General features: G+C 45.6%; 11 protein-coding genes. 6 read left to right on the top strand and 5 right to left on the bottom strand.

Annotation, left to right across the window (positions count from 1 at the left end):
* Positions 1 to 19: 19 nt before the first annotated feature.
* From DX073_RS02650 to DX073_RS02635, 4 genes are all read right to left on the bottom strand, one after another.
* The gene (locus tag DX073_RS02650; protein WP_115005257.1) at positions 20 to 664 is read right to left on the bottom strand and encodes a hypothetical protein; all 645 of its coding nucleotides are present in this window, start codon (positions 662 to 664) and stop codon (positions 20 to 22) included.
* A 103-nt stretch (positions 665 to 767) separates the two neighbouring features.
* Positions 768 to 1,799: a type I glyceraldehyde-3-phosphate dehydrogenase gene (locus tag DX073_RS02645; RefSeq protein ID WP_115005255.1), complete on the bottom strand. Its 1,032-nt coding sequence runs from the start codon at positions 1,797 to 1,799 to the stop codon at positions 768 to 770.
* Complete coding sequence (locus DX073_RS02640) at positions 1,796 to 3,694, bottom strand: AAA family ATPase (protein WP_115005253.1); 1,899 nt, start codon at positions 3,692 to 3,694, stop codon at positions 1,796 to 1,798. Before DX073_RS02640 ends, DX073_RS02645 begins: the two co-directional genes overlap by 4 nt.
* 5 nt (positions 3,695 to 3,699) lie before the next feature.
* Positions 3,700 to 6,006 (bottom strand): site-specific recombinase, encoded by a 2,307-nt coding sequence (locus DX073_RS02635; RefSeq protein WP_115005251.1) that lies wholly within the window; start codon positions 6,004 to 6,006, stop codon positions 3,700 to 3,702.
* A gap of 304 nt (positions 6,007 to 6,310) precedes the next feature.
* Between DX073_RS02635 and DX073_RS02630 the strand changes: the two genes are divergently transcribed.
* The 3 genes from DX073_RS02630 (at position 6,311) to DX073_RS02620 (ending at position 12,762) form a co-directional block, all read left to right on the top strand.
* Entirely contained in the window at positions 6,311 to 7,198 is an 888-nt protein-coding gene (locus tag DX073_RS02630) for a two-partner secretion domain-containing protein (RefSeq protein WP_181814379.1), read from the top strand.
* 38 nt (positions 7,199 to 7,236) lie between these two features.
* Complete coding sequence (locus DX073_RS02625) at positions 7,237 to 11,046, top strand: Tle-like phospholipase domain-containing protein (protein ID WP_147279672.1); 3,810 nt, start codon at positions 7,237 to 7,239, stop codon at positions 11,044 to 11,046.
* Between the two features lie 93 nt (positions 11,047 to 11,139).
* Positions 11,140 to 12,762 (top strand): ShlB/FhaC/HecB family hemolysin secretion/activation protein, encoded by a 1,623-nt coding sequence (locus DX073_RS02620; protein ID WP_115005245.1) that lies wholly within the window; start codon positions 11,140 to 11,142, stop codon positions 12,760 to 12,762.
* 200 nt (positions 12,763 to 12,962) lie between these two features.
* Here the strand turns inward: DX073_RS02620 and DX073_RS02615 are convergent, their stop codons facing one another.
* Positions 12,963 to 14,735 carry an acyl-CoA dehydrogenase C-terminal domain-containing protein gene (locus DX073_RS02615; RefSeq protein ID WP_115005243.1) on the bottom strand — a complete coding sequence of 591 codons (1,773 nt, stop codon included), beginning with the start codon at positions 14,733 to 14,735 and terminating at the stop codon, positions 12,963 to 12,965.
* Between the two features lie 870 nt (positions 14,736 to 15,605).
* Between DX073_RS02615 and DX073_RS02610 the strand changes: the two genes are divergently transcribed.
* The 3 genes from DX073_RS02610 to DX073_RS02600 all read left to right on the top strand — a co-directional run bounded on the left by DX073_RS02610 (position 15,606) and on the right by DX073_RS02600 (position 22,831).
* Entirely contained in the window at positions 15,606 to 16,892 is a 1,287-nt protein-coding gene (locus DX073_RS02610; protein WP_115005241.1) for a transglycosylase SLT domain-containing protein, read from the top strand.
* Positions 16,893 to 17,248: 356 nt separating this feature from the next.
* Positions 17,249 to 18,598 (top strand): NarK family nitrate/nitrite MFS transporter, encoded by a 1,350-nt coding sequence (locus DX073_RS02605; protein ID WP_115005239.1) that lies wholly within the window; start codon positions 17,249 to 17,251, stop codon positions 18,596 to 18,598.
* Positions 18,599 to 19,075: 477 nt separating this feature from the next.
* On the top strand, positions 19,076 to 22,831 hold the full coding sequence (locus DX073_RS02600) for a nitrate reductase subunit alpha (RefSeq protein ID WP_115005238.1): 3,756 nt from the start codon (positions 19,076 to 19,078) through the stop codon (positions 22,829 to 22,831).
* Positions 22,832 to 22,926: the final 95 nt, after the last annotated feature.

The following is a 22,926-nucleotide window of genomic DNA, read 5'->3' as shown; positions in this document are numbered from 1 at the left end:
AGGTAAAACACCCAAAACCCTAAAACCGCTCTTGTGCATGCTCCATGATTTTATCATGTAGGGCATGGCTTAGATATGCCATGGCTTGGGGGGTGGTGTGTCTGATGTGGTTTAGGATTTGGGTGGTGGCAAGAGCGTGACTGTTGGGCAGGCGAGTGTAATTATCGCTGGGCGTAATGACAAATTCATCATCAGACAAGTCAATGCTCACCAGCTCCTTGGTGGTGTTTTTGTGCAGGACATTGACGTTGCCTGACAGTAGGATATTGCCAATCTCATCAGCGACTGCTTGGGTGAGGTCGCACTCATCGGTGGTCTGGCTGTCTTTGGCGGTGTTGGTAAATTGCAAATGCAGGGCAAGGGGAAACTCATCCCACACGATGACACTCGTGCCTGTGATTTTGATGTGGGTGGCAGGGCGTAGGCTGTCGGGACTGACCCCAAAAATCGCACACGCCTGTGCCGTGGTTACTTTGTCATTCATCTGCCCAAAAAAGTCGGTCAAAGGCTTTTGAATCTTTAGCTCATCGCTTAGGCGGTCATAATGAGCCAACAGCATGAGTGGCAAATCCTGCTCACAGATGAATTTGTCTATCTTGACATTATGTACCCGAAACGGCACATCATCGGTCAATACTTCTTGTAAAATAAAACGGTCAGTCATGTTAATACGATTGGTAAAAATGCATAATATAACACACTATCGGCATGGTTGCATGGATGTTATGTAACTCTTTGTTTTTTTAGATTGTTTTTAGATATGGGTACTAGGATTGTTTTGCTTTGCTTAACGCCACACACATATCAAGCAAGCGATTGGCATAGCCGACTTCGTTATCATACCATGCTAGGATTTTAAATTGGCAGCCCGCTTGCATAAGCTGAGAGCCGTCTATGATGAGCGAATGGGTGTCGCCGATAAAGTCAGATGAAACAAGTGGTTCATCGGTGTAATCCATAATCCCACGCAGACGGTTTTGGCTTGTGTGTTTTAAGAGTTCTCTGATGTCATCAAGGGTAGGGTCTTTTTCAAAGATGACCGTGATGTCAATACAGGCGACATTGACCGTTGGCACTCGGATAGAATGCCCGCTTAGCCTGCCTTGTAAAAATGGTAACACCCGCACACTGGCGTTAATGCTACTTGACGTGGTGGGAATGATGTTTTGCCCTGATGCTCTTGCTCGCCTTAGGTCTCGGTGGGCTTGGTCTAGCACCGTTTGGTCGGCGGTTACGGCATGAATCTCGGTCATCATCACGCTGTCTATGCCATAGACTTGCAAGGTGTGCAGTAGGGGGGCTAGGGCTTGGGTGGTGCAGGACACGCCTGAGATGATGGGCAAATCAGTATGCAGTATCTCATCATTGACCCCCATGACCACGCTGGCATCCACCGTATCAAAGGGGGCAGAGCCGATGATGACTTGTTTTGCCCCTGATAAGCGGTGCAGGCTTGCATCATCATAGGAGCGAAAATGCCCTGTGCATTCTAACACTACGTCAATGTCAAGCTCGCCCCATGCGATGTCAGTGGGGCTTTTTTGGCTAAGTAGTAAAATCTGACATAGGGTTTGCCCGTTTTTTTGTAGAATCAAATACTCATCTTGTAGATGTGCATCCACACCCAGTCTGCCGTGCGTGCTGTCAAATTTTAATAAATGCAGGAGCGTGTGAGCGTCTGCGATGTCATTGATGGCGATGATGTCAAGGCGGTCAAATCTTGTGATGTCGGACAAATACGCACGCAGTAGCATTCGCCCAATGCGTCCAAAACCGTTGATGGCAAGGCGAAGGGTCATGGCTTATCCTTGTTGGTGCTAGCTATTTTGCTGTCATCTGCCGTGTCTGTTGTGTCGGCTTTATCGGCTTTGGAGATGTCCAAAAATGCCAACGCCAGCCTTGCGATGTTGTAATAGCCATTGCCCCTACCACTCATCTCTACGATGGGTTTGAGTTTGATACCGCCTTCAAATTCGCCTTGGGCGTCGAGCTTATCATAGATGGCTTTGATGGCGTGTAGCTCATCATCACTGGGGGCAAAACGCAGGTAGTCGTCTTTGCCATCACGTTCGATAAGCTCGGTGATGTGGCTGATGATGGTAGATTTGGCAAGCTCACGTTTCTGTGCTATCTCATCAAGGCTAAGACCTTCTTTGATGAGTGCTAGGGTCTCATCTAGGGTTTTGCCGACTTGGGTGGGCGATTTGCCTTGGGTGTGGTTGGCGTTGATGTGCTGTTTGCGAGCTTGCTCATCTTTGACTTTTTGCAAAAGTTTTTCTTGGCGAGCGATGATGGCATCATCAGTAATGCCATCACAGGCGATGATGAACTGTTTGTGAATCTCGCTTAGGGTGTCATCATCTAAGGCGTAGAACTTTTCGGCTTGTTCGTCTGCAATCTCTAATAGACGGTTATTGACGTGAAACACCCATTCATCTAACAGTAGGCTGTTTTTGTTCATGCCAAGGAGCTTTAAGCCGTCCAGTGACCGCAGGCGAGAGAGAGCGACATAGCCCTGCCCCATCTCAAAGGTGCGAGATAAATCAATCTCGGCAGCATCTAGGGTCATGCCTTGGCTTTTGTGAATAGTGATTGCCCATGCTAAGGCAAGGGGGATTTGGCTGTAACTGGCTAATATCTCGCCTTGGTTGTCTTCTATCGTCCATTCATCAGGCTCGGCATAGACCATGCGACCATTGTTGAGTCGTACCATGGGGTATTTGATGGTGCTGGCGGACTCGTTACTACCATCAATGTTTGCCTGTGGTAGGGCGACAAAATCAACCACTTCGCCCATCGTGCCATTAGAGACGCTAAGGTTTTGGTTGTTTTTGACAAACATGACCCGAGCCCCGACTTTTAGGGTCAAAGATGGGGTGGCCTTGACGTTTTTGGCAAGCATTTCTATCAGGGCTTTATCGCCATAGGTGGTGCAGTCAAAGGTGTGAGCATCGCCATCTAGTAGGGTAAGTTGTTCTTGGTTGATACTGTCCACATTGCCATTATGAGTGTACAGACGTGTACAATTGTCGCTGATGTCGTTATGGCGAGTGCCAAGCAAGATGTCTTGGGCGAGAGCGTCCACGTCCTGATGGCGGATTTGGTTTAAGATGTCGTTTAGACTCATGCCAAACCGTTCACGCTCATCATGCCCTGCTTGACGGTGTTGTTCTGATAGGTAGCAGATTTGAAAATTGGCACTTTTCCATGCCTTTGCCATAAAGGCAAACTTTTCTTTGTTGCTCTCACCTTTGTTGCCAACAGGGGGTAGTTGGAAAAAATCGCCCGAGAAAATCACCTGCACTCCGCCAAAAGGGACGTCATTTTCACGAATGGTACGTAAAATCTCGTCCAGTAAATCCACTTGTTTGGCATGGAGCATGGAAATCTCATCGATGATGAGTACCTTAGCGTCTCTTAGGCGGTCGGTCACGGCTTGGCGATATCTTAGGCGTTTAAAATCTTCATCGGTAAAGCTGTCCTTAATGCCCATGCCAGACCATGCATGTATCGTCATGCCGTTCATGTGCGTGGCGGCAATGCCTGTACTGGCGGTGATGGCAGCTGAGATGCCACGCACTCGCAGATAGTGAATGTACTGGTTTAGGACGTAGGTTTTGCCTGCTCCTGCCTGCCCTGTCAAAAAGACGTTTTGTCCTGTTTTTAAAATATCAAGTGCAATACTTTGTTTCATGGTATTTACTTTGGTAGCTGTGGCGGTTTGTCGGGTTTGGGTAGTGGGTTTTTGGCATTGGTCTCGCTATTCATGTCAAGCCCCATCTCGCCTGCTTCGATAGGCTTATCATCTTGCTTGACTTTATTGAGCGTGCCTTGGCTTAGGTCGGTTTTGGCGACATTGACCGCATTTTGGATGTCTTTTAGGGGGTCGGCTTTTTTATTGCCCAGACGACGGACGACCGAACCGCTAGGAATGGCAGTTTCTTTGACATTGTCATCATAAATAATTCGCCCTTCGCTGTCAATGCGTGCGTATTTAACGCTTTCATTTCTAGGAATGAAAAAGTCTCGTGGGCGTGAGATGAAATGTTTGAACATCAACTCGCCCAAATCTTTCCATTGGCTAAAATGCACTTCTTTGGAACGTAGGGCAATCATGAGTGACAGTGAAAAACTAACAATCAGGTTCACCATGCCGATGAGCAATACCCCAACAAAGGCATACAGGGCAAGTTGCCATGTCAAATCATCAGGGGATAAGAAAAACAGCCCATGCACAAGGTTGGCAGAGGCAAAGGCGATGTGGCGAATGTCAAGTGGCAGTCCGAGCATGTAGCCGATGGTGGCGGTACTGCCCAAAAAACAGCCAAAGATAAAGTTCCCCATAATCGCCCCAAGGTTGGCTTCTACAAAACTACCAAGGCGGTTTTGCCAGCTTTGGGGCATGAGACGAGCAAGCAGGCGATGACGTTTGACCCGCTCGCCGATTTTGTTAAAGGCGGCAAGGTTGTCATAATACCCCGAGATAAGCCCCGATAGGAACAAAAACACCCCAGCGATGGCAGCGTGTGGCAAGGAGAGTGAACGCAAGGGGTCAAGCTCGTGGAGCAGGTAGGCGGCCTTTTCGGTGCTAATCATCGGCTCACCATAGAACTGCATCCAGCCAAAGGCGATGAGTAGGGCGATGGGCATGGCGATGGAGATGTTACCCATGATGGCGATAAACTGCGTTCGCATGATGTCCACGACCAACTCAGCAAGTTTGGTTAGCTGTTTTTTCTTACTAGATCCTTCTGAGATGGTGGAGGCGATGGCGGCGGCGGTCATGGCGGGCTGTTTGGTGGCGACCGTCCCCCCTGCGATGTGAATGCCGACAAAGCCAAGCCCATAAATCATGCTGTTCATGAATGCCTTGCCGATGGGGGCGAGCACCAGCGATGAACCTAGGATTTTTAAGGTTGCCATAAAGGCGATGAGAAAACCACCAATGGCCGCCTTTTTGTACATTTTTTTGTAGCCAAGCTTGTCGGTACTGATGTAATGCTCGCCCACTTGACCTGAGTTTTCGGTGATTTTACGAGACAGCAGGCGGGTGTTATTTTTGATGAGGTAGCCAAAGCTGTATCGGGTTTTGGCGGTGCGGACAATCTCTTGGGTTAGCTCCACGATGGCTTTGTCGCGGTTTTTGTTTTTGTCAGAGACGAGTTCAAGCAAGATGTGCATGCGGTGAATGCTTTGCTCTAAGCGAACGAGCATGTTGGTCATACGAATGGAAATGCCCGTTTTGTACACCCGTTTTCGAATATTATCAACAATGTCTTGGCACTGCTCTAGCATGACAAGCAAAGGAGCAGGGTCGATGTCCACATCAGGCATGATGTCGGTCATGGCGTCCAAGTTATGGGACTGGCGATACTGATTGACAAACAGGACGGTCTCTTGGTTTTGGGCGACAAAGGCGGCGGTGTAGTTTAATATTTGTGGATAGGTATCCATCATCTCAGTGTGTAGTCCGATGCCACTGATGCGATAGGATAAGATGACCAAAGCGTTTAGGATACTGTTTTTGGCACTGGCGACCAGCTCTAGGTTCTGCTCATCAACCTTGATAAGCTCCACCAGCTCATCCCAATGCTCAGGCGTGATGAGTGACAGCCATTTCTCATCGGTCGCCCCGTCAAACAGATAGTGAGCAAGCTCCACCACGGAGTCTTCTTTGGGCAGTAGGGGCAAAAAACGATGTCCTATCAAACGGTTAATGCTGTGTGAAAAACTGTCATCAGAGATGATGCCCGTATCTGCATAGAGCGTGATACGCTGATAGTTGTCTGTTAGACGCAGGATAAACGCTGCCAGTCCTGCACCGTATTCAGGATTTTCTTTTAAAATATCAATGAGTTCACGGATTTTGGCATTGACCGCTTCTTCGTCATCGCCCGTCACTCTTAGTGCGTCAATGAAACGTTTCAAAGACGAAGGCTCGGGCAACTCTTGGAGTAGGCTGATGTATTGTAAAATATGGCGTAAGTCGGAGCTGTGATCTAGCAATGGTTGTCCTTAATGTGTATTTAGATAAACCGACTATTTTAGCACAGTTTTTGGGGATATTAATAAGTTTTGCTGAGAATTTAATGGTTTTAGAGACTGATTTATCTATTAAAAATATATTTTGTCTGTTGTATTATTGTAAATAAATTTGCTGTTTTTATCGCATTATTACATATTGTCTACAAAAAATTACCGTTCATCAAAGCGTCGGGATTTTGAACGATCTTTCATGATTTTTTGTGTTATAAATATAGCAGTTGTATCTATATTTGGGTGGTATTGCCCGCACCTGTTAGGAGTTTCTATGAATCACATCTACCGTGTTGTATTTAACAAACAAACTGGCACATTCCAAGCCGTAAGCGAGACCGCCAAATCTCACACCAAACAATCCACCAAAGGCTCCACCAAAAATCTCATCCGCAAAATCGCCCAAGCCGTTGCCCTGGCACTAGGACTGTCGGGCGTAAGTACACTCGCCTTAGCCGCCCCCACAGGTGGTCAAGTGGTGGCAGGTCAAGCCAACATCGCCCAAGTTGGCAACATTACCGACATCAACCAAGCCAGCCAAAAAGCGGTCATCAACTGGCAAGATTTTGGCGTAAAATCCCACGAAACGGTCAATTTCAAACAGCCCAATGCCGAATCTCTGACCCTAAACCGTGTAATTGGTAATAACAAATCCGTGATTGACGGAGCGATTAACGCCAACGGTAAAGTCTTTATTCAAAATGAACAAGGCGTACTCATCGGCAAAAACGCCCAAATCAATGTCGGAGGACTCGTTGCCACCACCGCACAGATTAGCAATGACGACTTTATGAACAGTCGCTATCAGTTCGCCAATGCCAAAGGCGAGATAGAAAATCTCGGTAACATCACTGTCCCACAAGGCGGTGTGGTCGCCCTAGTCGCCCCAATTGTCAAAAATGGCGGAACCATCAAAGCTCACGAGGGCAATGTGCTACTGGCAAGTGCTGAGAGCTTTTCTATCACACTGCCTGATAATGCAGGCTTTGCCTACACCCTAGACAAAGGCACGCTACAAGGACTTATTGACAATGGCGGAGCAATCCTAGCAGACGCAGGGCGAGTGGTGCTGACTGCCAAAGGTGTGGACACCGTCAAAAATCCCTCATCAAACATAGCGGTAACATTGAGGCAAATACTGTACAAAATAAAAATGGCGTGATTGAGCTGTTGGGGGATTTGGATAATTCAGCTCTTAATGTGAGTGGTTCCCTTAAAGCAGAAGCCAAAGCAAGTGGTGATGGTGGGTTTATTGAGACGAGTGCAAGTAAAGTAACGATTGATAAAAATGCCACGATTACCACCAATGCACAAGACGGCAAAACAGGTACTTGGGTGCTAGATCCAACTGATTTTGTGGTGGCAAAAACTGGTGGCGATTTGACTGGCGATGAGGTGGGACAACGCCTAAACAGTACCAACATTCAGCTACACACCATCAACAGCAATGATGGTAAAAATACCAATGGTAAGGGCGACATTATCATCAATGATGAAATTTCTTGGGACAAAAACACCTTAACACTGAAAGCTCATCACGACATTCATATCAATGCCAATCTAAATGGTACAGGAACAGCAAAGCTTGCTTTGGAATATGGACAAGGGTCTAGTGATGGTAGGTATAAGGCAATGGTAGATGGCAAAGAGACCACGCTAGATAATGATTATTATCTAGATAAAAACACGCCATTAAAAGACCGCACTGTCAAGGTCAATCTACCAGAGGGTAAAAATTTCTCTGTCAAAAAGGGTAGCGATGGCGAAACGCTGGTGTTTGATGTCATTCATAAAATGCCTGATATTGTCAAAAATGCGGATGGCGACTGGGAGAGTAAATTTACTACTCACAATATCGCTTTTGGTAAAGATATGGATGTTGGGTTTACCAAAAATTATGATGGGTTTGCAGGGTGGCAGCTGCCAGAAGAGTACAATACAAAATCTGGCAATAATTATATTAGCGTATGGCAACCACCTGAGAGTTATGAATGGGGACGTGTGGCAGGACTTGGACATACTGTGAATAACTTAACCTTAAGGAGTAAAGGTGAGCAAACAAATACAGGGTTATTTCAACAATTGTATCTAGGTTATATTAGAGATATTGGTGCTACCAATATTAATGTTGTTGCCTACAACCTTAAAAGAGTTAATTATAAAATAGGTGGGTTGGTTGGAGAAGCGGATAACATATTAAATAGTTATGCTACAGGCAAAGTATTTAATGTGTGGAATAATTATGGTTTTACAGGTGGATTATCTGGGGTTGGATATAATATTTCAAATAGCTATGCTGCAGTTAGCGTGGATAGTACAGGGTATAGTAGCAGTGTGGGCGGTTTGTCTGGGTATGCAATCAATATCTCAAACAGCTATGCCACAGGTGATGTATCACATCAAGGAAATTTGACTCAGGCAGGCGGATTAATGGGGCGTGGACAGAGCATCTCAAACAGTTATGCCACAGGCGATGTGTCAAGTGCAGGAGAGGAAAATAGCACAGGCGGATTGGCAGGGAGTGGACAGAGCATCTCAAACAGTTATGCCACAGGCGATGTGTCAAGTGCAGGAGCTAATGCCAACACAGGGGGACTGGTGGGGAGTGGGTACAACATCTCAAACAGCTATGCCAATAACACCAGTATCAAGGCGACAGGCAAGGATAGTGCTATGGGTGGGCTGATTGGCAATTATCCTTATAATTCTGGTACAGGCTCAAACGACAGCTTTTTTAATCAAGACAAACACCCCACTCTACCTGCTATCGGCAAATATGCATATGGTGCAGATAAGTCTAAAATCGTAAATGTAACAGGCAAAACCGACTCCGAGCTTAAACAAAAATCCACCTTTACAGACGCAGGGTGGGACTTTGATAAAGTGTGGTATATGAACGATGGCAGTATGCCCAAACTGCGTGCCTTTGCTCAGACTTTGACGGTTAACCCTACCCCCACCCCACCCACCGCTCAAACAACGGCAGGTGTCAAAGCCCCTGACTTATCAAAAACTTATGATGGCAAGGCAATCACAAGCGTTGATGACCTTAAAAAGCTAGACGGCTGGAAAGATAATTTTGACGCTGATGGTTTGACGACTGGCGATAGCGTGGAGAGTATCTTTAAAGCTGGTACGCTGACCATTGACGAAACAAAAGGCGACTGGAAAGGTGCAAAAGATGTCAAAGAAGGTGGCTATGAACTCTATCCCACAGGCACACTCAAAGATGAATATCAACAAAAATATATCATTGAGTGGAATAAGGGGACTTTGACAATCAACCCTGCCAAACTCACCATCACCGCAATGAATAACATCAAACCAGAGGGTGATAGCAACCCTGATGTATCTCGTATTGGTGTTGTGGTTCAAGGACTAGTAGAGGGTGAAAGTATTAGTGATGTCAATCTGTCTTATTCCGATGATAAAAAATGGCAAGGCGATATTAGCATTATCCGAGTGGGAGAGCCTGTATTTTCAAATGGTAAGGCAAGCAATTATGAAATTACCAAAAATCACGGTAAGTTATTGACGGTGCAAAGAGAGTATGATTTAAAACATCTTGAAAATAAATCAGAAAAAGAAGTTGATGAAATTCGCAATCTGTTAAATTCGGTTGAGAATGAAATGTTGCTTGCTCACGCTGTTTATGGGAGCGATTCCGCCAAAAAAGGCGATGCTGACCGTTTTTATGAAGTGTGGGAAGTTAAGGACAATCAAACAGGTATTATTACAAAAGAATTACACAAACTTGGATTTGAAAATGAGCCGAAAGATGGTACAAAAACTTATACTAAAAAGTATGAGTTGCTAGGGCGTGGACTGGATTATTCTGATGGGGAAGTACGTAAGGGAGATGACGTATATAGAGATGGATTTTTTAGTGCAGAATACCCAAATGGTTTAGCAATGGGGGTTTATAAAGATACTCACCAAGACAAATACTTTATTGTTTTTAGGGGTACTGATACAGGCAAGGCACTTTCACCTCATGATTCTGATGGTGGCACTAATCTTACCCAAGGAGCAGGAAAGCTGCCATTACAGTACCAACGCGCTCGTGAAGTTGTACAAGAGCTGATAGAAAAATATCCAAACAGAGATTACACCATCATCGGTCATTCTTTGGGTGGTGGATTGGCTTCTTTTTCCTCCATACAACAAAATAAGCAAATACCAACAGTAGTATTCAATCAAGCTCAACTTCATGAAAACAATATACCCGGAGCTGTGGATTATATGAAGCCATACAAATTTACATTGCAATACGGTCATGAGCTATCTAGGTATGCAAGAGAGACTTTTGGACAAGTAAACTCATATATTTTTGATTATGATATCTTGCAATTTGGAGATGCCGCTAATAATGCTTATATTGGCAATGTTCATAAAACAGAGTGGCTACCACATATTGGGAATGTTGGGGAATCATTATTCGGAGACACCCGAACAAATGATCACCTTATGCCCCATGTTATTAAAACTCAACGTCTAGCCAATATTGTTGCTCAAAATAATGAAATCACAGCCAACTGTCAAAAAGATTGTGTTAAATTACAAGAACACCAATGGACGCCACCTGCTCAGCTCAAAGAGATTGATACAAACCGCCCTACCAAATATCAAAAAGAGCGAGACAATATTCAAAGAGATATTGCTGAGCGTGAGCGAAAAGGTAAAGATACCGAAAAACAACACAATAATTTAGCCAAAGTTACCCAAAAGCTAGAACAAGCCGAAGTTACTTCGGGCAAAATTACAGTTGTGAGAGGTAATGACAGTTGGGAAGTGGGTAAAAATGGCTTTTTGGATTTCAAATTTGGTGATGTCATTAGCACGGAAAATAAGAAGGCAACAATTTATTTTCCCGATGGTAGTTGGATTGAATTGGACAAAAATAGTTCTATTAGAATAGAAATAGATACAACATCCAAGAGACCAATGGCTGACCAAATTAGTCTAATCAAAGGAAAAATATTAAGAAAAGGCAATAAAAAGCCAGAGTAATTGGCAGTCCATAAACCACACACCATTACTAATCCAAACTTGGTAATGGTGTACTATCCATAATAGAAATCAATTTTTAGGAAAATTAACAAAATGCAAAAATCCCTACTTACCCTAAGCATTCTACTGGCAACCACCGCCAGTTATGCCCAAGACGCAGGCACCATTCTCCGAGAGGTTGCCACACAGCCGACCATCACCCCTGCGACCATCACCCCATTAACGACAGAAACAGGCGACATCAGCACCGACACCACGCCCATCAGCGTGAGTGATGTGGTGTTGGTGGGTAACACCCTATTATCCGCCCATAAAGTTGAGCCACACCTTGCCAGCATTCGTGGGACGAGTACGACTTTTGGTGGATTGCAGTCGCTTGCTCGTGCGATTAGTGATGAATACCACAAGGCAGGTTATCCGCTTGCCACCGTCATTATTCCACCCCAACGCTTAGAGGGTGGCGTGGTTCGCTTACAAGTGATTGAAGGTAGTATTGGCGATGTGGTGGTGAATAATACCTCTCGTGTCTCTGATAAGGCAGTCAAAGGCTATCTTGATAAGTCCATCAAAACAGGTCAGCCCCTACGCCAAACCGACAGCGAACGAGCATTGCTCCTTATCAAAGATTTGGCAGGGACGGACAATGTCAATTACCGTTTGCAAGGCGGTAATAACGGCACGGATTTGGCGGTAGAGCTGGATAAATCCCGTCTTGTAGATGGCTTTGTGCAGGTGGATAATTATGGCTCAAAATCCACAGGCGAAGTGCGTACCCGTGCAGGGGTGAATCTAAACAGTCCTTTTGGGCGAGGCGAAAGGTTCTCTATACAGGCGATGAGCAGTTTTAAGGGCGTGGATTATGCCCGTGCCTCGCTCGATGTACCAGTAGGGTATGATGGCTTGATGGTGTCAGCAGGGGTGGGACATACCACTTATGAGCTGGGCGGTGCGTTTAAGGATTTGCAGGCGACAGGTACGGCAGACACCATAGATGTTGGCATTAGAAAGCCATTGGTAAGAAGTAATCGCCACAATGTCTGGGCATCATCAAGTCTAGAGCATCGTGATTTGCAAGATAAGGTTAATAGCACAAGCACCGTCACAGACAAATCCATCAAGGCGGTGCGTTTTGGGTTTAATGGTTATCATCAAGACAGTCTATTGGCAGGTGGCTATACCCAATGGGGCGTAGATAGTACGATTGGTAAGTTGGACATTGACAGTGCTGATGCCAAAGCGATAGACAGCATATCCGCCAGAACCGATGGCAATTACCACAAACTCTCCGCCAATGTTGCCCGCACCCAATATCTAAGCCCAAAATTATCGCTCAATCTATCCGCCAACGGACAATGGGCAAATAAAAACCTAGATTCGGCAGAGCAGATGAGTTTGGGTGGGGCGGATGGTATTTCGGCTTATCATTCCAATGATGTATCAGCAGACATCGGTGTGATTGGACAAGCCGAAGTGCGTTATGCCCTATTGCCAAATCTGACTGTATCGGGCTTTTATGATGTGGGGCGTGCCAAACTGCGTGCCAAGCCATATACCACACAAGAAAACTTCATCAACTTGCATGGCGGTGGTGTGGGCTTATACACTCATTACAAAAACTTGTCATTACAAGGTAAAGTGGCGTGGCAGGGCGGTCATGAAACCTTTAATCCCAATAAAGACCCAAGGGTATGGGTAAGAGCTGGTTATAATTTTTAAGGACAAAAACACCACGATAAATTGTGGTGTTTTTAGTTTGGTGTGGTATTGTTAAGCCTTAGTTTTGATTTAAAAGGGCAACGGATTGATTGTTGGTAAGTTTTTGAAGTTGTCGGGGCGAATTGCAATTCGCCCTTTTGTAAATCAATCGCTTATACAATTTTGAAAATGGATATTGTCAAGACAAAAGGTTTTAAAATTTACCCAAAAAACCCTTCATCAAACGCCATGATGCTATCCGCCCCATTTTTTGCCATGACCGCATGGGCGTGCAGGCGTGGCAGGATACGAGCGGTAAAGTAGTCAGCGAGACGGACTTTATCAGCATAAAAATCCCCATCCTTATCCGCACACGCCTTGACGGTCAGCACATACATATAAGCATAGCACAGATAGCCCACCGTGTGTAGATAATCCACCGCCGAGCCGTTAATGGCGTTGGGGTCATCGCTTGCACTTGTGATAAGCTCGGCAGTCAAGTCCGCCACCGTATCGCACGCCCTTAGTGTATCAACCTTTAATGGGCTGTCGGACAGGGCATTGGCGGAATTTCTAATTTCATCAATAAACGCACTCATCGCCCGTCCGTTGTCCTTGACGACTTTTCGCCCGAGTAGGTCAAGGGCTTGAATGCCGTTGGTGCCTTCATAGATTTGACTGATACGGGTATCACGCACGATTTGTTCCATGCCCCATTCACGGATATAACCATGTCCGCCAAACACCTGCTGGCAGTCAATGCTTGCATTAAATGCCATGTCGGTCAAAAACGCCTTGGCAATCGGGGTCAGTAGGGCAACCTTGGCGGAGGCTAATTTTTTGGCATTGTCATCATCACTAAATTTAGCGGTATCAAGTTCACGAGCCACATACATGGCAAAGGTGCGAGAAGCCACGCTATTTGCCTTGGCGTTTAGAAGCATACGGCGTACGTCCGCATGATGAATGATGGAGTCGGCAGGTTTATCGGCATTTTTAACCCCGTCATCGGCTCGCCCTTGTAAGCGGTCGTGGGCATAATTGCAAGCATTTTGATAAGCTAGCACGCTCGCCCCAAGCCCTTGGAGTCCCATGGTAACTCGCTCATAGTTCATCATAACAAACATACTTGCCAAGCCTGTATTCTCCGCTCCCACCATATAGCCTGTGGCGTTGTCAAAGTTCATCACACACGTGGCGGACGCTTTTATGCCCATTTTATGCTCAATGGAGCCTGCCGATACGCCATTACGCTCGCCCAAACTGCCGTCTGCATTGACCAAAAATTTTGGCACGATAAACAGCGATATGCCTTTTGAGCCAGCTGGGGCGTTGGGCGTTTTGGCAAGCACCAGATGAACGATATTTTCCGTCAAATCATGCTCGCCTGCGGTAATAAAAATCTTGGTGCCTGTAATGGCATACGAGCCGTCAGCGTTGGGTGTGGCTTTTGTCTTGATAATCCCCAAATCCGTCCCTGCGTGCGGTTCGGTCAAGCACATCGTCCCCGACCACTCGCCACTGTATAGCTTGGGCAGGTACAGAGCCTTTTGTTCATCACTGCCGCTAGCAAGTAGGCACAATGTCGCCCCCACGGTCAGGTTGGGATATAGGGCGAATGATTGGTTGGTGGCAAACAGCATCTCTTCGGTGAGCATACTGACCATTTTTGGCATGCCCTGTCCGCCATACTCAGGGTCGCCCCCAAGCCCTATCCAGCCAGCATCGGCATAGGCTCTAAATGCGTCCTTAAAGCCCTTTGGCGTGGCGACTTGTCCGTTCCCAAGATAACTTGCCCCTTCTTCATCGCCCAATTGGTTTAGGGGTAGTAGGGTGGACGTGGCGAATTTTGCCATTTCATCCAAAATCATGTCCACCGTGTCGCTATCTACATGGGATAGGGCAGGCGTGTTTTGCCAAAAGGTTGGGGCGTCAAAAATGTCGTTTAACACAAAACGCATTTCATCAAGGGGGGCGGTATAAGATAGGGTCATGGCGATGTCCTTGTGTCCTTTAAAAATAGAAAGTGAAAAATCATGATAAAATTTAACCAAAAAACCGCCATTTGGCAAGGGCTGATTTGAACTGATGAGTCATTTATAAAGATGCTGATAAACACTTGAAAAAAATAACAATAATCAAAAATCATTATCATTTAATAAATATGAACAATTGTTTTATAATTTTTAATTAAAATTCTAAAAAGCAAAACATGAATTTTTTGACTGTTTTATGATATAATCTGATGAAAAGCATTGATTTTTATTGAAATTTTAAAAATGACTTATTAGTTTATACATTAGTATTGCAATTTTCATTTTTAAAAAATTATCAAGAAACGATTTTACAATAATGATGGTTTTTGTGAATATTTGCTACTTTATGCTATTTATCTATAAATTAATACCGTCTATCGTCAGTTTACAATGTAATGATTGAACATTTTTCCAAATCGCCTATATTAAAGCTAAGTTTTTATTCTAACCTTAATTTACTTTTTTGCTTACTCATAACCCATATGTCATTTATATCATTTATTGGCATGGTTGATGGTTAAGCCACTGCGAAGAAACTGCCAAATTTTAGTTAAACCGTTTGGTTGTTGCGTGATGATGTCCCCTGTGATGATTGGCTAAACTTGTCATTATGGGTAAATCCAAGCCACAGGCTTGATGGCGATATCATCATGATTTATCTGTCTTGTCTATTGATGTCAAGTAACCCTAAGCGTAATGGCTTAGAAGTGCTTGAAAACCCATCATGGATGGCACGGATATCTAACACGGCAATCGCACCACATATTTTTACATTGTGTTATTCATGGTGTAAATCGTGCGGTGTTTACGGTAAGATAGGAGAATATTATGCAAATCATTCGCACCAATAATCACCGATTTTATTATTCATTTTATGCCAATAACCCAGCAGTATTAGACAATAACACCAATCCAAATTTTAAAGCAACAACATTTAAGCCATTTATCATCCAAAAATCTGCCCTGTGCCTATCAGAACTTAATAAACAAACCCATCAAGGTCTTTTGGGTAAATTCGCCCAAAGGCTAAGCACCACCAATAAGACAGCAACCACACTTGCCAAATGGGCATTGTGTTTGGGGACGATGTCATTATTTGCTTTGCCTGTCAAGGGTTTTTTGACTCCGAGTGTACCCACCCCGTCACTGACTGCCTTGGAGAGCGTGATACAAAAAGGCGAGATTGTCGTGGCGACCACCAAAAGCGACAGCACTATTTTTAATCACGGTAACATCCAGCATGGCTTTGGCCATGACATCGCCCATCGCTATGCCGATAGACTTGGCGTTAGCCTAAATCTTAAAGTCTATGACACTGAGCAAGAAGCTCTAAACGCCTTTAAAGCAGGCGATGTCGATGGACTGCTTGGTGAGAATCACGAAGGCACGGCAAGCGTGCCATTGGCGTGTAATGATGACACAGCAAAAAAAGTCTCAGGGTATGGTCTTAATGCCAATATGTCGCTCATGTTTCATACCAAGGATAACAGCCTGGTACAGCATGCCAAAAACTTTTTATGCAGTCCTGATGAGCTGGCAATCACAGGTTCTACGGCACGTTTTTATGATCAAACGTTGTTGGCAAATGAGTACAGTGATAAGCATTTTAAAAGAGCGTTAAAACAGCGTTTACCGTTGTATGAAAACGCCTTTAAACGTGGGGCAAAAGCTCATAACCACGACTGGCAAGTTCTGGCGGTCATCAGCTATCAAGAATCGCACCTTGACCCTAATGCCATCTCACGCACGGGCGTTGAGGGGCTCATGATGCTAACCCAAGACACCGCCAAAGCAATGGGCGTGAAAAACCGTACCGATGCTGTCCAAAGTATCCAAGGCGGTGCCAAATACCTAGAAGTGCTAGAAAAGCTCTATACAGATGTACCAGATTCGGAGCGTTTGTGGTTCGTACTGGCGTCTTATAACATGGGGCCTAATGCCGTCAAACGCATTCAAAGCGAGCTAAACGCCAAAGGGCGAGATGGCAACAGTTGGGCGGAAGTTTATGGTTATTTGGCTCGCAATGCCAGTAAAAATGGGCGATATGTGCAGTGCATGCACTATGTATCAAACATTCGTGCGTATCTTGAAAGCATCAAAACCATGCAAGTTTGATTGATGGTAAAGATGCCATTTGGTGATATTAGGGTATCCCTACCATTTACGCCCTAATTATTAGAAAATTATTTTTTTAGATTGTAGGAGTGAATTGCAATTTGTCCTTGATAAATCAATCGCTTGTATAAGTTGAAAATAGGGTTAAAAAGCCTGATAAAAGTTGTTTTGAGTGTGTCTAACACGATCAGCATACGCCCTAGACAGTCCAAGTGGCTGTCATTTTTATGCCCATGTCCCAACCTACCCCCAAAGTAGCATTTGCCCCCTGTCTTATTCATCATTAGGATAAGCGAAAAGTTACCCGATTCCCCTTAAAATAATCCCAAATCTTAAAATTTCCCTAAGGGGGCAACATGAGTGCAAAAAATGAACTAAAAGGCGGGGGCGTGATTCACGACTGGCGACCCGAAGATGATGAGTTTTGGGAAAATGGCGGTAAGCAAACCGCCAATCGCAATTTGTGGATTTCTATTCCTGCATTATTGCTTGGCTTTGCGGTGTGGGTGATTTGGTCGGTGGTGGTCGTGCGTATGCCTGACGCTGGCTTTAATTTTACCAAAGACCAGCTGTTTTGGCTCACTGCCTTACCTGCCTTATCAGGAGCGACTTTGCGGATTTTTTATTCGTTCATGGTGCCTGTATTTGGTGGTCGGCGGTGGACGGCATTATCAACAGCAAGTCTGCTGATTCCCATGCTGTGGATGGGCTTTGCCCTACAAAACCCCAATACGCCATTTAGTGTCTTTGTCATCATTGCTCTGCTTTGCGGATTGGGTGGGGGTAACTTTTCGTCTAGTATGTCCAACATCTCGTTTTTTTATCCCAAATCCAAGCAAGGCACGGCTTTGGGGCTAAATGCAGGACTTGGTAACCTAGGCGTATCTACCGTGCAGTTTGTTGTGCCTGCGGTCATCGGCTTGTCAATCATCGGCACAGGCGTTACGCTTGACAACGGCAAGAGCCTATATCTGCACAACGCCGCCTTTGTGTGGGTGCCGTTTATCGCACTTATGGCGATACTGGCGTGGTTTTTTATGAATGATTTATCGTCCGCCAAAACCTCTTTTAAAGACCAGTCTATCATTTTCAAACGCTATCACAATTGGGTCATGTGTATCCTATATCTTGGCACGTTTGGCTCGTTCATCGGCTTTTCGGCGGCGTTCCCCATGCTTATCAAGCAGTCTTTTGCCGATGTTGACCCACTAAAAGTCGCTTTTCTTGGCCCTTTGGTGGGGGCGATATTTCGTCCTGTTGGTGGCTGGCTGGCTGATAAGATGGGCGGAGCAAGGGTTACCTTTTTTAACTTTATTATTATGACAGCAGCGACCGTTGGCGTGATTGTCTTTTTGCCAAAAGACGGGGTGGGCGGTAGTTTTGCTGGCTATTTTGCCTGCTTTATGGTGCTGTTTATTACCACAGGGATTGGCAATGGCTCAACCTTTCGTATGATTCCTGTTATTTTTCGCACCCTGCACGAACGCTTAAATTCAGCCGACCTTGTCAATGTTGCTCGTAAAGAATCGGCGGCGGTGGTTGGCTTTACAGGGGCGTTTGCCGCTTATGGGGGATTTTTTATTCCTAAGATGTTTGGCTGGTTTGGGGCAAATCATACGCTTTGGGCATTGATTGGTTTTTATGTGCTTTGCCTTGTAATTACTTGGTGGTATTATAGTCGTAAGGGGGCAGAATATCCGTGCTAAGGCTGACCAAAAAAACGCTACTTTTTTAAGTGGCGTTTTTTGTTATTTTTTGTTGTAATGGGTGGGGGTTTGATAATCTTGCTAACTTTGATAATAAAAGGTGCGTATTACGCACCTTACGTCCTTTCTTTCGGTATTGTTAAATAAAGATAGATTTTAAGGTTTTCCGTTCGGACTGAGCTTGTCGAAGTCTAGGAAAACCGTTATGGTTCGACAAGCTCACCACGAACGGCTTTCTAGAAAAGTATACTCAATTAACAATACCGTCCTTTCTAACAACAAACAGAACATAACAACCCCGCACCCGCCTAAAATTGACATTTATCATCAAAAAACCCAACCCCATCTCACACCTACCCCCTTAGTATTATCCCCCTAGCCGTCAAGTTAATACCTTAATTTGGCGGTTTTCTTTATAGTAAGCTCATCAATTTAGCCAAAAACTTTTTAAGTTTAGCCAACCCACAAGGGGGATTTATGAGCCATTTATTAGACCAATTCCGTTTTTTTAAGAAAAAAACGGGCGAATACGCTGACGGACACGGCGAGATTCGTGATGAAAATCGTGATTGGGAGAACAGCTACCGCAGTCGTTGGCAGTTTGACAAAATCGTCCGCTCAACTCATGGCGTGAACTGTACAGGCTCATGCTCATGGAAAATCTACGTCAAAAACGGACTGGTAACTTGGGAGACTCAGCAAACCGACTACCCACGCACACGCCCAGACTTGCCCAATCACGAACCCCGTGGCTGTCCCCGTGGTGCGTCTTATAGTTGGTATATGTATTCTGCCAACCGTGTCAAATACCCCAAAGTGCGTAAACCTCTTCTTAAACTTTGGCGTGAAGCCAAGGCAGCCCACAAAAACCCTGTGGACGCATGGGCAAGTATCGTAACTGACCCAGCCAAGACCGAGCAGTACAAATCCAAGCGTGGCATGGGGGGTTTTGTCCGCTCATCATGGAATGAAGTGGTAGAAATCATCGCCGCCGCCAACATCTACACCGCCAAGACCTTTGGCCCTGACCGTATCATTGGCTTCTCGCCCATTCCTGCGATGAGTATGATTAGCTATGCCGCTGGCTCTCGCTATTTGTCGCTTATCGGTGGGGTGTGTTTGTCGTTTTATGACTGGTATTGCGACTTACCGCCTGCGTCTCCGATGACGTGGGGTGAGCAGACAGACGTGCCAGAAGCTGCCGACTGGTACAACTCTGACTATATCATCGCATGGGGGTCAAACGTACCGCAGACCCGTACCCCTGACGCTCACTTTTTTACCGAAGTGCGTTATAAAGGCACAAAAACTGTCGCCATCACGCCTGACTATGCCGAGATTGCCAAGCTGTGCGACCTATGGCTAAACCCAAAACAAGGCACAGATGCAGCGTTGGCTCAGGCGTTTTGTCATGTGATTATCAAAGAATTTTATCTAAAAAACCCAAGTGCTTATTTCCTAGATTACGCCAAACGCTACACCGATTTGCCAATGCTTGTAATGATTGAAGGCGAAGGCGATAAGGCAAGGGCAGGGCGATTCCTTCGTGCGTCTGACTTGGTGGACAACCTAGGTCAAGACAACAACCCCGAATGGAAAACCATCGCCCTCAATAATAATGGCGAGCTGGTGTCGCCTTATGGGGCGATTGGCTACCGTTGGGGCGAGAGCGGTCGTTGGAACTTGGAGAGTAAAGAAGGTACAAACAACACAGATGTTGATTTGGCTTTGACCCTAAAAGGCTCAGGCGAGACGGCAACGGTTGGCATGGACTACTTTGGCGGTGATGAACACCCTTATTTTACCGCCGCCGAAGGGGACAATATCCAGTACAAAAATGTGCCTTGCAAAACGCTTACACTAGCCAATGGTGAAACGGTCAAAGTGGTAACGGTCTTTGATTTAATGCTTGCCAATCTTGGCGTGGACAATGGCGTGGGCGGTCAGCACGTAACCGATGATTATAATGATGAAACCGTGGCAGGCACGCCTGCTTGGCAAGAGAAAATCACAGGCGTAAGTCGTGAAAAAGTCATTCAAATCGCCCGTGAATTTGCCGATAATGCCGACAAGACTCATGGCAAATCGATGGTCATCATCGGGGCAGGCATGAACCACTGGTATCACATGGACATGAACTACCGTGGCGTTATCAATATGCTCATGCTGTGTGGCTGTATCGGTCAGACAGGCGGCGGCTGGGCTCATTATGTTGGTCAAGAAAAACTAAGACCGCAGACAGGTTGGGCGCCTGTTGCCTTTGCCTTAGACTGGCACAGACCGCCACGCCATATGAATGGCACGAGCTTCTTTTATAATCATTCAAGCCAATGGCGACACGAGAAAGTCTCGGCTCATGAGATTCTATCGCCACACGCTGATAAATCGCAGTTCCCTGAGCATATGCTCGACTATAATGTTCGTGCCGAGCGAGCAGGCTGGCTACCGTCCGCCCCACAGCTTAACATGAACCCCTTGGAGCTTGGTCGTCTTGCCAAGTCATCAGGGCAGGATATTGAAAGTTATGTTGTGGACAATCTGGCAAGTGGCAAAGTGCGTTTTGCTGCCGAAAGTCCAGATAATCCTGCCAACTTCCCCCGCAACCTATTCATCTGGCGGTCAAACCTGCTTGGCTCATCGGGCAAGGGGCATGAATATATGCTTCACTACCTACTAGGTACTAAGCACGGTATCCTAGGCGAGGAGACCATTCACGATGGCATTCGTCCTACCGAGATTGACTTTGAACCCAATGGAGCAACGGGCAAATTAGACCTTGTTACCACGCTTGATTTTAGAATGTCGTCCACTTGCTTGTATTCAGACATTGTGTTGCCAACAGCAACTTGGTACGAAAAAGATGATTTAAATACTTCTGATATGCACCCCTTTATCCACCCCTTAACGGCTGCTACCGACCCTGCGTGGGAGTCCAAGACGGATTGGGAAATTTATAAGCTCATTGCCAAAAAGTTCTCTGAGTTATCTGTTGGGCATTTGGGGGTTGAAACTGATATTGTAACCTTGCCAATGCAGCACGATTCAGAAGGTGAGCTTGCCCAGCCCTTTGGCGGTACAGACTGGAAAACCCAAGGCGTACGCCCAATCCCTGGCAAAAACTGCCCACATATCAAGGTGGTAGAGCGAGATTATCCATCCACTTATGCCAAATTTACTTCGCTTGGCGTGCTAATGGATAAACTTGGCAATGGCTCAAAGGGCATTACTTGGGATACTAAGGAAGAAGTTAAGCTACTTGGTGAGCTTAATTATACTGTTACCGAAGATAATGTTGCCTATGGTCGTCCACGCATTGATACAGCCATTGACGCTGCCGAAACGGTACTAATGCTTGCCCCTGAAACCAACGGACACGTGGCGGTCAAGGCGTGGGCGGATTTGTCAAGCAATACAGGGCGAGACCACACCCATTTGGCAAAATCATCTGAACACGAAAAAATCCGTTTTCGTGATATTGTTGCCCAGCCGAGAAAGATTATTTCATCGCCAACTTGGTCAGGGCTAGAATCCGAAAAGGTGAGCTACAATGCAGGCTATACCAATGTACACGAGCTGATTCCTTGGCGTACCATTACAGGTCGTCAGCAGTTTTACCAAGACCACCCTTGGATGCAGGCCTTTGGCGAGCAGTTGCAACAGTATCGTCCGCCAATTGACACAAGAACGACAGATGAGCTCAAACGCTACAAACCCAATGGCAATAAAGAAATAGTATTAAACTTCTTAACACCACACCAAAAATGGGGCATTCACAGCACTTATTCTGAAAACTTGCTAATGCTTACCTTGTCTCGTGGTGGCCCGATTGTGTGGATGAGTGAGATTGATGCCAAAAAAGCAGGCATTGTGGACAACGACTGGATTGAAGTCTTTAACCACAACGGCACAATCACCGCCCGTGCGGTCGTCTCTCAGCGTGTCAAAGAAGGCATGACGATGATGTACCACGCCCAAGAAAAGCTTGTGAACATTCCTGGTTCTGAAAACTCAGGCACTCGTGGCGGTATTCACAACTCAGTAACTCGGGCAATCCTAAAACCCACGCACATGATTGGCGGTTATGCTCAGCAAGCGTACGGCTTTAACTACTATGGTACGGTCGGCTGTAACCGTGATGAGTTTGTGGTGGTGCGTAAAATGGCAAACATTGACTGGCTAGAAGGTAAGCCTGATGACAGTCTGCCACGTCCATTGCCTACTACTTTGGACTGATAAACCGCCAAGTTTATCCCTTTTGGTAGGATAGTAAGTCTTTGACAAAAGGGATAAACTAAACCAAATTTTGACCTACCGATGTTCTTTTAAAT

Source organism: Moraxella lacunata (assembly GCF_900453205.1).
GTDB classification, from domain to species: Bacteria; Pseudomonadota; Gammaproteobacteria; order Pseudomonadales; family Moraxellaceae; genus Moraxella; species Moraxella lacunata_B.
The sequence above is the reverse complement of the archived record's forward strand: the minus strand, read 5'-3'. Positions and strand labels throughout refer to the sequence as shown.

Excerpts from the sequence above, each read along its gene's own strand:
- DX073_RS02650 (WP_115005257.1), bottom strand. The coding sequence starts at position 664 with ATGACTGACCGTTTTATTTTACAAGAAGTATTGACCGATGATGTGCCG.
- DX073_RS02645 (WP_115005255.1), bottom strand. The coding sequence starts at position 1,799 with ATGACCCTTCGCCTTGCCATCAACGGTTTTGGACGCATTGGGCGAATG.
- DX073_RS02640 (WP_115005253.1), bottom strand. The coding sequence starts at position 3,694 with ATGAAACAAAGTATTGCACTTGATATTTTAAAAACAGGACAAAACGTC.
- DX073_RS02630 (WP_181814379.1), top strand. The coding sequence starts at position 6,311 with ATGAATCACATCTACCGTGTTGTATTTAACAAACAAACTGGCACATTC.
- DX073_RS02620 (WP_115005245.1), top strand. The coding sequence starts at position 11,140 with ATGCAAAAATCCCTACTTACCCTAAGCATTCTACTGGCAACCACCGCC.
- DX073_RS02615 (WP_115005243.1), bottom strand. The coding sequence starts at position 14,735 with ATGACCCTATCTTATACCGCCCCCCTTGATGAAATGCGTTTTGTGTTA.
- DX073_RS02610 (WP_115005241.1), top strand. The coding sequence starts at position 15,606 with ATGCAAATCATTCGCACCAATAATCACCGATTTTATTATTCATTTTAT.
- DX073_RS02605 (WP_115005239.1), top strand. The coding sequence starts at position 17,249 with ATGAGTGCAAAAAATGAACTAAAAGGCGGGGGCGTGATTCACGACTGG.
- DX073_RS02600 (WP_115005238.1), top strand. The coding sequence starts at position 19,076 with ATGAGCCATTTATTAGACCAATTCCGTTTTTTTAAGAAAAAAACGGGC.